Consider the following 10,536-nt stretch of genomic DNA (forward strand, 5'->3'; position numbering starts at 1 on the left):
ACATGATAAGTAATGCGAATGGCTATTTTCTGTTCACTTCGTATTCTTTAGGTGAAAATATTTATAAGTTCTATTCAAATAAATAATGTATGAATGAAAAAAATGCAAATTAGGTGTAATTATTTTGAATAAAAAAATGGCATTATCAATGTTTTTGATGTTGTTTCTATTTTTTTCCGTCAGTGCAATCCATGCAGGCGATGTGAATGTAACTGATTTATCTGCATTCAATTCTACAGGTGATATTTCTCTTCAAAGTGAAGATGAAATTCAAATTGACGATTTGGAAACATCAAATTCAAGTGATTTGTCAAAATACAGTGATAATGAATCTTTAAAGGAAAACGCTAAAAATAAAACTGAATTACAGTATTCGACAAATAGCATATACTTCAAGGGATGCTATGAAATAACATTGAAGGATTCAAATACGAACAGTCCATTGGCAAACCAGACTGTTAATTTTGTCATAAACGGCGCAAAATATTCCTCAACAACAAATGCCAAAGGAATCGCCAGTCTGAAATTGTCCCAAAATCCAGGAAAATATACTGTTGATGCTTATTTTGATGGGGATGAATCTTATGAAAGCTCCAATTCAACTTCCCAGATAAACATCTTGCCTACAATTAAGGCAAAGGACGTGACAAAATACTATAAAGGAAGTGCAAAATACTCAGCGACATTTTTCAACAGCAACGGAAAAGCATGGGCAAACAGGCAGGTTAAGATAACAGTCAACGGAAAAACCTACACCAAAAAAACCAATGGAAAAGGTGTTGCAAGCCTTGATGTAAATCTGAAGCCCGGAACATACAAGGTCATTGCAACTGATCCGGTAACAGGATATAAACTGACAACAACCTTCAAGATTCTCTCAACCGTTACTTCATCAGACATTAAAAAGGTAGTGGGAGACTCCAACAAGTTCAATGTTAAATTCTTTAAAAGCAATGGAAATCCATTGGCCAACAAGTACGTTAAAGTCAAAATCAACGGTAAAACATACTGGTACAAGACAAACTCCAAAGGCAATCTGTTCTTATCATTAAACCGTTTTAAAAAAGGAACTTACAAGATTGTTTCATATAACACTGACGGTTTGAAAAAGACCAACATGGCTAAGCTGTACAGCATAGCAAGCACAAAACTCACAACCAGCATTTACACATTCAGGTCCAATGACACCAAACAAATCAAGGTCAAATTGACAACTGCATTGGGTGGAAATTCAAATGTTGGAAAAACAGTCAAGTTCACAATCGATGGTTCTACATTTTCTAAAAAAACAGACAGCAAGGGTGAAGCCTACCTTGATCTGAATTCCTTCGGCAAGGGCTTATATAAAGTCCAGTACGATTTTTCAGGCAACAAATATTTCCAGAAGTATCACACTACAAATTTCGTAACAATACTTGGCTCAACAACTCCTGAGTTTACTGTTGAAAGCGGAACGGACTTCGGTTATGGTGCTAAAACTCCGTTTAAGGTAGCTTTAAAAGCAGATGAAGTTCCGTTAATTAAAAGAAAAGTGACTTTCACAATCAATGGGGAAAACTACAATGTAACAACTGACAATAATGGAATAGCTTCACTGCTTATCACTCAAAAGATAGGTAACTACACTCTGAATTATAATTCATATTCCCAATCATATGTTCCTCAAACCTCAGGGTCTTGTCCAATAACTGTCTTTAAAAGAACCGATGCTAAGATTACTTGGCAATCTGCAACATCATTCAAGAGCTTTTCACAGACTTTAAAGGTTTTGGTAACTGATTCTAATGGGAAAGCCATTTCTGGCCAGAATGTGGAATTGACAGCAGGTTCTGAAACATACACTGCAAAAACTTCATCCGGCGGATATGCCACATTCAAGACAGATTTTGAATTCGGCAATTGCAAGGTCAAGGTTAAGCTTCAGGATTCCAACAGCTTCGCTTCCAGTGCCCTATCAAAATCAGTAACTGTTGAACTTACTCAATACGGACGGGGGCTCAACGTGAAGGATTCAAGCTATTATTCAAGTGCTTATAGCAAAGCATCAAGGCACTGTCCGGTCAACAATGCTAAAATCAAAGCACTGGTTAAGTCATTGACCAAAGGTTTGACCAGCAAGGTTCAAAAGGCAAGGGCAATATTTAATTATGTCAGGGATTATGTGTTCTATGGATATTACTATAACACCCATAAAGGGGCTTTAGGAACATTGAAGTCCGGAGTGGCGAATTGCGTTGACCAGGCACACTTGCTTATTTCAATGTATAGGACTGCAGGCTTTAAAGCAAGATATGTCCATGGAAGTTGTACTTTTTCAGATGGAAGGTTTGGTCATGTCTGGACTCAGGTTTTAATTGGTAAAACTTGGGTTGTCGGTGATCCAATCAGTTATAAGAATTATTTAGGCAAAATCAACAATTGGAATACGAAAACTTACACGCTCCACAGCAGGTATCTAAGTCTTCCGTTCTGATTTTTTATTTTTTTAACATCATTACTTTTTAACATATTTTTTCCATATAAACAAAACTTTAATAAGTAATGGTAAGTATATCTATTAATGTTATATTTATTAACAAATTATTTAATCAAAATTATAAAGGAGATACTATTATGGCAATAGATAACGGAGATTTTGTAAGAGTAAACTTTACTGGTAAAATAAAAGAAACTGAAGACGTATTCGATACTACTTATGATGAAATTGCACAAGAAGCTGGAATTTTCGATGAAAACAAAACTTACAAACCAATCCCAATTGTTGTAGGTGGAAACCACTTATTACCTGCAATTGAAGAAGCAATTATCGGTTTAGAAGAAGGAGAAACCAAACATATTGAAGTAGATTCCGACAATGCTTTCGGACCAAGAGACCCTAAAATGATTCAATTAGTACCTATGAAAGAATTTAAAAAACAAGGCATGACTCCTTTCCCAGGTATGAAAATCCAATCCGAAGGCGCAACCGGTAAAATCTTAACCGTAAACGGTGGAAGAGTAAAAGTTGACTTCAACCATGAATTAGCAGGAAAAGACTTAGTTTACGATGTTGAAGTAACCGAAGTCATTGAAGATGAAGAAGAAAAAATCAAAAGTATGATTGAGTTACATTACTCCAACCCTAATGTTGACATTGACAAAACTGAAATTGACATCAATGATGGTATTGTAAACATCAAATTAGATGAAATGTCCAAATTCGACCAACAATCCTACATGGACGTTACCTTCGCTAGATTCAGAATAGCTAAAGACATTTGGGATAACATCGAAGAAGTTACCAAAGTTAACTTTGTAGATGAATTCGAAAAAAGAGAAGAATCTGACGACGAAGAAGCTGAAGAAGAATAATTCTTCTAACTTATTTTTTTGAGTTTTAAACTAAAACTCACTTTTTTTACTATTTTTTTTCAATTGCCAAAATTTATATTTTAATTTTTACAGATTATAACATATACGAAGGGTTGTATTATGTTTGCAATATTTAAAAAGATTAGTTTAGGCAATTGGATTTTAATAGGAATGATTTTGGGATTGTTTTTCGGACTATTTTTAAATTTCCATGTCCATGATCACTTTATCAAAAACATAGTCTTTATGGATAATGTGTTCTATCTGGGAGGTAATGCATTTATCAGACTCATGAAAATGCTTGTTGTACCTCTTGTTTTCTGTTCTATTGTGGTTGGTGTGGCATCAATTTCGGATATTCGAAAAATCGGTTCCATTGGTGGAATGACAATAATAATATATCTTATTACAACTGCTCTTGCAGTAACAATAGCCCTAAGCATAGGTATTTTGATTAAACCTGGCCTTGGTTTGGATATGGCAGCTGCATCTCAAACAGCTAATGTAACCCTTAACCAGACAATGACTGATACAATTTTAAACATTATTCCCGAAAACCCATTAAACGCATTGGCTAATGGGGATATGTTGCCGGTTATAATATTTGGTGTGCTCATCGGGTTTATTTTGGCTAAATTGAGGGAAGAAACTCAAGTCGTAAACAAATTTTTCGAAGAGTCAAACAAAATAATGATGTCAATGACCGGTATTGTGATGAAATTCGCACCGATTGGCGTTTTCTGTCTGATGGCCAAGACATTTGGAAGCTTAGGATTTGAAGGCATCATGCCTCTGGCGAAATATGTCGGTTGTGTATTGATTGGATTGGCTATTCAGGCTTTTGTTGTTTATCCGGCTCTGCTGGTTGTTTTTACAAGGTTGAATCCTGTAAGATTCTTCAGGAAGTTCATGTCAGTAATGTTTTTTGCATTTTCATCTTCAACATCAAATGCGACAATTCCATTGAACATGAATAAACTTGAGGACATGGGTGTTTCCCGTGATGTTTCTTCATTTACCATTCCTTTAGGAGCAACAATCAATATGGATGGAACTGCAATCATGCAGGGTGTTGCGGTAATGTTTGCGGCTCAGGCTTATGGAATTGACTTGGGTTTTTCCGCTTTATTGACAGTAATTTTCACAGCTGTAATGGCTTCAATAGGTACTGCGGGAGTTCCTTCAGTGGGTCTTGTTACTTTGACTATGGTATTTAATTCAGTAGGTCTTCCGGTTCAGGCAATCGGAGTAATCTTTGGAATAGACCATATACTGGACATGTTCAGAACTGCAGTCAATGTTACCGGTGATGCTATCTGCACTGTGATTGTCTCATTCAAAAACAAGTCATTTGATAAGGATGTGTTTAATGATAAGAAAGAGCCAGAAAAAGTGGCTCCGGATTTGATTTAAATTTTTTCTCCCCTGTGGATAGCCACTATCCCGGGGATATCTTTCACTTTTAGCTCAAACATGGCTTCCATGCCTTCATTTTCAAAAAGAACACACTTTTTTTCTAAAACTTTGCTTGTAAGCAGTGCCGCTACAGGTGGTGTTATTACAAAAATTGAATTGTTTTCATCAAGCGACTTTGCGGTTTCATCACTCAGCATTCCCTTTCCGATATGTATTTTCACTCCTTTTTCACTTAAAAAGGGGATTGTTGATTCGATTTCCACTTTGCTGCTTGTTGTAGGTGCAATTCCCGCATCGCTGAATGCAGTATGCATTATCGCCATTCCATTCATGTCAAACGGCACCTCTCCCTTTTTAACAAGCTCCACAAGCTGGGGCAATGCTGCATCACGGCCAGTGTATATTGTTCCTGATATTGAAACTTGATCTCCAACGTTAAGTTCATTTATCTGCTCGTCGCTGACAGGTGTGGTTAATCTTTTCATGGATATGATTATGTTTTTTAATAATTTTAAAATTTTGTAATTTGTCACGATTTTTCATAACATATTTAAATGTTTATTAACATAGATATATAACATTCTAGATTTATTTATCATAGAATTATAGGAGATATAAAATTGATTATTATTGACGAAAATTTGTGTAAAGGATGTCATCTTTGCTTATTCATGTGTTCACAAAACGTTTACGCAATATCTTCTGAAATTAACAAGAAAGGAGTCCAATTGCCTTACGTTAATTTTGGAGAAAGATGTAACAAATGCGGGACATGTGAAGTGGCATGTCCAGACCAGGCTATTACTGTGGATTTACCAGATAATTGGTGGATGGAAGATGGTAAAGATGTAAACTTTAATCCTAGATTCACAAAGGGGAGAAAATAGGTGTTAAAATGGCTGAAGAATTTTTTATTCAAGGAAATGAAGCATGTGCTAAAGGAGCAATAACTGCAGGATGCAGATTCTTCGCAGGTTATCCAATCACTCCATCTACTGAAGTTGCTGAAACTTTAGCAAGGGAATTGCCAAAAGTCGGTGGTTCTTTTGTTCAAATGGAAGATGAAATCGCTTCTGCAGGAGCTATTATCGGAGCTTCCTGGGGTGGAGCTAAATCAATGACTGCAACCTCAGGTCCAGGTATATCTTTAATGCAGGAAAATATAGGTTATGCATTTATGAGTGAAACTCCAATCGTCATAGTTGATGTTCAAAGAGGGTCTCCGTCTACAGCTCAACCAACAATGGCTGCGCAGGGGGATATGATGCAGGCACGTTGGGGATCCCATGGGGATTATGAGCCAATAGCATTATCTCCGTCAAGTGTTCAGGAATTCTTTGATTTCACAATCAAGGCATTCAATTTAGCAGAACAGTACAGATGTCCTGTTTTTGTAATGGCTGATGAAGTAATTGGACACATGAGAGAAAAAATAATCGTTGATGATGATATTGAAATTGTTGCTAGACAAAGACCTGAAAAAAGTGACGATTACCTGCCGTTTGAAAATATTGAAAATGGCACAACCCCTATGCCGTCCTTCGGTGACGGATTCAATATTCACGTAACCGGACTAACTCACGATGAAAGAGGTTATCCTGATACAAACAATCCTGAAACTCATGACAAACTTGTTCAAAGGATTTGTGATAAGGTATTGAATAACAGGGATAAAATCTGCTCAGTCAGATCCGAAAACTGTGAAGATGCTGATATCATAATTGTTTCATATGGTGCTCCTGTCAGGTCAGCTAGTGAAGCTACCAGAAAAGCAAGGGAAGAAGGTAAAAAAGTAGGTTATGTAAAAATAGACACTCCATGGCCTTTCCCTGAAGAACAATTACGTGAAGCAACCGCAAATGCAAAAGATGTCATTGTGGTTGAAATGAACTTGGGTCAGATGTATTATGAAGTTGACCGTGTTCTTAAAAGAGACACTAACGTTCACTTAATGGGAGTCATTGGCGGTTTATTGCCAACTCCTGATGAAATCTTAGAACAAATTAATAAAATAGGAGGAAACTAGAATGGCTGAACATAAAGAAAATAGATTTCTCCCATACTTAAGAGAAGACAGATTGCCTCATATTTTCTGTCCGGGCTGTGGAAATGGAGCTATCATTAATGCATTTTTGGCAGCTATGGAAAAGGCAGAAATGGATTTCGATAACATTGCAATGGTTTCTGGAATCGGTTGTTCTTCAAGAATTCCAGGTTATCTTAAATGTGATTCCCTTCACACTACTCACGGAAGAGCATTAAGTTTCGCTACCGGTTTAAAAACCGCAAACAAAGATTTGGATGTTGTAGTATTTACAGGAGACGGTGATGCGGCATCTATCGGTGGTAATCATTTAATTCATGCAGCTAGAAGAAATATTAATCTAACTGTAATCTGTATCAATAATAATATTTATGGTATGACTGGGGGTCAAATCAGCCCTACATCTCCTAAAGGTAGTTTCGGAACAACTGCTCCTTACGGTAATCAGGACACTCCATTCAAATTAGCTGAACTTGTGGCAGCTGCCGGCGCATCTTATTCAGCAAGATGGACAACAGTTCAGATGGAAAATCTTGTATTGGCCATTAAAGACGGTTTGAAAAATGATGGATTTTCATTCATCGAAGTTGCAACTCAATGTCCAACTTATTTTGGTCGTAAGAATAAACTCAGAACCCCTACTGCAATGGCTGCAGTAATGAAAGCAAATACTGTATTCAAATCCGCTGCAGAAAGGATGAGACCAAAAGAACTTGAAGGTAAAATTGTAGTTGGTGAATTTGCAAATACTCAAAGGGACGAATTCACAGCTAATATCGATAAGATTAGTGTAGAAAAATACGGTAAGAAGACTCTTATCAATTCTGCATATGAAACAGAGTTATAGGTGGGTAATATGAGAACTGAAATTAGAATTTGTGGATTTGGAGGTCAAGGAGTAATTCTTGCAGGTATTATTTTAGGTAAATCTGCAAGTCTTTTTGACGGCAAAGAAGCTGTTCAAACTCAATCCTACGGTCCTGAAGCTCGTGGTGGAGCTTCAAAATGTGAAGTTGTTATCAGCGACAGTGAAGTCGATTATCCTAAAGTTCAAAATCCTGATATTTTGGTGGCAATGTCCAATGAGGCCTTACTGAAATATATAGTTGATTTGAAAGATAACGGAACATTGATTGTTGATCCTGGAACAACTGATGTGGAAGATGTCAAAGACTTTATTGAAGAGCATAATATTAAAGTTTATGAAGCTCCTGCAACACAGACAGCTACTGATGAAATTGGACTTAAAATCGTAGCTAATATTGTGATGGTTGGAGCAATTACAAAAATAACTGAAGTAATATCCAAAGAAGCAGCTATGAAAGCTATTGAAGCTAGTGTTCCTAAAGGAACTGAAGAGAAAAACATTAAAGCTTTTGAAGCAGGATATGCTTTAGCAGAATAGGTGTTATAATGAGATTTTTTGAAAATGTAGCAAAACAAATTTTTAATGATGAAGGAATTCCAATTTTAGAAGGTCACGTTGCTTATTCTCCGGAAGAGGCAATGACCATCTCTTCAGAAATGGATGTTCCTGTTGTAATAAAAGCACAAGTTTTAACCGGTGGAAGAGGTAAAGCGGGTGGTGTAAAATTCGCTGATAACCCTGGTGAAGCATTAAAAGTTTCAGATGAGATTTTAGGTATGGAAATTAAAGGTGAAAAAGTAAAACATCTTTTAATTGAAGAAAAAGCTGAAATCATCAATGAATACTTTGTAACCGTATCTGTAGACAGAGGTGCTAGAAGACCGGTAATTTTAGCAAGTAAGGAAGGTGGGGTTGAAATCGAAAATCTCGCTAAAACCAACCCTGAAAAGATTATCAAATACTATCCAAATCCTTTACTTGAATTCTTGCCTTATGAAGCACGTGAAGTTGCACGTAAAATGGGCGTTCCATCAGAATTGATTTCCCAAATGGGAGACATAATCTGGAAACTCTATAATGTATTCGATAAATACGATGCAGACACTGCCGAAATCAACCCTCTTGTATTAACTCCTGATGGATTGATTGCAGCAGATGCTAAAATGGTTGTTGAAAACGATTCATTATACAGGCATCAGGAACTGGTTGAAAGAATGCACTATAAGAAGAAAGCTGTTGACTTTGTCCAGCTGGACGGTGACATTGCAGTAATCGGTAACGGTGCAGGTTTAACATTAACAGCTATGGACATGATTAAACTTTACGGTGGAGAACCTGCAACATTCCTCGATATCGGTGGTGGAGCTTCAGAGCATATCATCAACCAGGCTTTAAATATTGTATTGAACTATGATCCTGTTAAAGTAGTATTCCTTAACGTTTTAGGAGGTATTACAAAAGCCGATGATGTGGCTCGCGGTGTAATCAATGCATTGAAACAGGCTGACCGCAGAGTATACATTGTAATCAGATTAACAGGTACCAACGAAGAAGAAGGTCAAAGACTTTTAGAGGAAGCAGGAATTCCATACGAAACATCTATGGAAAAAGCTGCTAAAAAGGCTGTTGAACTCTGTGAAGAACTAAAAGCTGAAGGAAAATAATCTTTTAGCTAAAACACGCAATCTATATTGGCATAGATTGTATTATGTATGTTATGTTACATTAAAAAATCAGTGTCGTCATTATATATTTTATAATGATGACTTAAAACCTATTTTTTAAGTAATTTTTTAAAAAAAGTAATTATTCGAGCAATACTACTCGACTAATTTCAGATTCGTTTACTATTTTTTTACCGCAGTGTTCTCCGATTTTTTCGGCGAAACTTTTGACCTCATCAAATGACGGCATGTTGTCCAATGTTAAACGTTCACGTGATGAACCGACACACATGTATGCCTTCACTTCTACAAAATCAGGGTCTGCTTTTTGGATTAGTTTTGCATATTCTTCGGGATTTTCCATATTTTTTCCACGAACGCAGGTATTTCGTATACATGTACGGGAGTTAAAACTGGATAAAGTTTCAAGGGATTCATTTAAATTGTTCCAAGCATCGTTTATTCTAGGTCTGCACACTGCCTTAAATATTTTCTCGTTAGGTGCGTCCAAGGAAAGGTATAACTGGTACGGATCGTTTTCCAGATTTCTTAATCTGTCGACGCATTGGCCGTTACTTACCACAAATGTTGTAAAGTCCCTTCTGTTGAACTCGCCAATCAGCTCATCAATTTTTGGATATAGTGTTGGCTCACCTGCAAGTGAAATTGCCGCATTTGTAGGATTTTTAAGCTCTTCAAGTTTCTTTTTATTTGCCTTGTCATTTCCAAAAAAACCGCATAATAGATTGTTCTGTGCCTTGATGGCATCATCGATGATGACTTTCGGATCGTCGTATTCCTCATCTTCCCATGTTGTTTGGGTATAGGTTAAATCTCTCCAGCAGAACTCGCATTCCTGCTGGCAGTTTGGAACTGCAGGTGACATCTGGAGGCATCTGTGAGATTTTATTCCGTAAAATTTCTCCTTATAGCACACTCCCTTGTCTACAATACTTTGACGTGTCCAGTGACACACTTTAACGGCAGCATGGCCATGTGTTCCAAGGAATCTGTATCCGCTTTTTTCCATTTTTTCTATTTGGTTTTCATTGAATGACATAAAATCAAAGTTATTTTTAGTTTTCCCAATATATACATTTTTACAAGATTAATCTAAAGGCACTTTCAAAAACTTAAGTGATTTTTAGAAAATCGCATTGTCCTCATCCCAATACCTCAGTTTTAAGTCAAAT

General features: G+C 36.6%; 10 protein-coding genes. 8 read left to right on the forward strand and 2 right to left on the reverse strand.

Annotated features, from left to right (window positions below; all coding sequences use genetic code 11):
• Positions 1-124: 124 nt before the first annotated feature.
• The 3 genes from E7Z81_RS06820 to E7Z81_RS06830 all read left to right on the forward strand — a co-directional run bounded on the left by E7Z81_RS06820 (position 125) and on the right by E7Z81_RS06830 (position 4,764).
• Positions 125-2,473, forward strand: a complete 2,349-nt coding sequence (locus tag E7Z81_RS06820) for an Ig-like domain repeat protein (protein WP_292745664.1) — start codon at positions 125-127, stop codon at positions 2,471-2,473.
• 140 nt (positions 2,474-2,613) lie between these two features.
• Entirely contained in the window at positions 2,614-3,351 is a 738-nt protein-coding gene (locus E7Z81_RS06825; protein ID WP_292745666.1) for a peptidylprolyl isomerase, read from the forward strand.
• A gap of 120 nt (positions 3,352-3,471) precedes the next feature.
• Positions 3,472-4,764 carry a dicarboxylate/amino acid:cation symporter gene (locus E7Z81_RS06830; RefSeq protein WP_292745668.1) on the forward strand — a complete coding sequence of 431 codons (1,293 nt, stop codon included), beginning with the start codon at positions 3,472-3,474 and terminating at the stop codon, positions 4,762-4,764.
• On the opposite strand, the gene E7Z81_RS06835 is transcribed toward E7Z81_RS06830, so the two are convergent.
• Positions 4,761-5,252 carry a fumarate hydratase C-terminal domain-containing protein gene (locus E7Z81_RS06835; RefSeq protein ID WP_292745670.1) on the reverse strand — a complete coding sequence of 164 codons (492 nt, stop codon included), beginning with the start codon at positions 5,250-5,252 and terminating at the stop codon, positions 4,761-4,763. The two genes, E7Z81_RS06830 and E7Z81_RS06835, sit on opposite strands and share 4 nt — an antisense overlap.
• A 135-nt stretch (positions 5,253-5,387) precedes the next feature.
• Here E7Z81_RS06835 and E7Z81_RS06840 point away from each other — a divergent pair, with 135 nt between their 5' ends.
• From E7Z81_RS06840 to sucC, 5 genes are read left to right on the forward strand one after another with little or no spacing between them, the layout of a single operon-like run.
• Positions 5,388-5,654: a ferredoxin family protein gene (locus E7Z81_RS06840; RefSeq protein WP_292745672.1), complete on the forward strand. Its 267-nt coding sequence runs from the start codon at positions 5,388-5,390 to the stop codon at positions 5,652-5,654.
• 8 nt (positions 5,655-5,662) lie between these two features.
• Positions 5,663-6,793, forward strand: coding sequence for a 2-oxoacid:acceptor oxidoreductase subunit alpha (locus E7Z81_RS06845; RefSeq protein ID WP_292745674.1), 1,131 nt, complete (start codon positions 5,663-5,665; stop codon positions 6,791-6,793).
• A gap of 1 nt (position 6,794) precedes the next feature.
• The gene (locus E7Z81_RS06850; RefSeq protein WP_292745676.1) at positions 6,795-7,658 is read left to right on the forward strand and encodes a 2-oxoacid:ferredoxin oxidoreductase subunit beta; all 864 of its coding nucleotides are present in this window, start codon (positions 6,795-6,797) and stop codon (positions 7,656-7,658) included.
• Between the two features lie 9 nt (positions 7,659-7,667).
• Positions 7,668-8,216 (forward strand): 2-oxoacid:ferredoxin oxidoreductase subunit gamma, encoded by a 549-nt coding sequence (locus tag E7Z81_RS06855; RefSeq protein ID WP_292745679.1) that lies wholly within the window; start codon positions 7,668-7,670, stop codon positions 8,214-8,216.
• 8 nt (positions 8,217-8,224) lie between these two features.
• A complete protein-coding gene (sucC, locus tag E7Z81_RS06860) occupies positions 8,225-9,343 on the forward strand; it encodes an ADP-forming succinate--CoA ligase subunit beta (RefSeq protein WP_292745682.1) in 1,119 nt (372 codons plus the stop codon).
• Between the two features lie 142 nt (positions 9,344-9,485).
• Here sucC and twy1 read toward each other — a convergent pair whose 3' ends face one another.
• A complete protein-coding gene (twy1, locus tag E7Z81_RS06865) occupies positions 9,486-10,403 on the reverse strand; it encodes a 4-demethylwyosine synthase TYW1 (protein ID WP_292745684.1) in 918 nt (305 codons plus the stop codon).
• Positions 10,404-10,536 lie beyond the last annotated feature (133 nt).

It is taken from the genome of Methanobrevibacter sp. (assembly GCF_015062935.1).
Classification (GTDB): Archaea; Methanobacteriota; Methanobacteria; order Methanobacteriales; family Methanobacteriaceae; genus Methanocatella.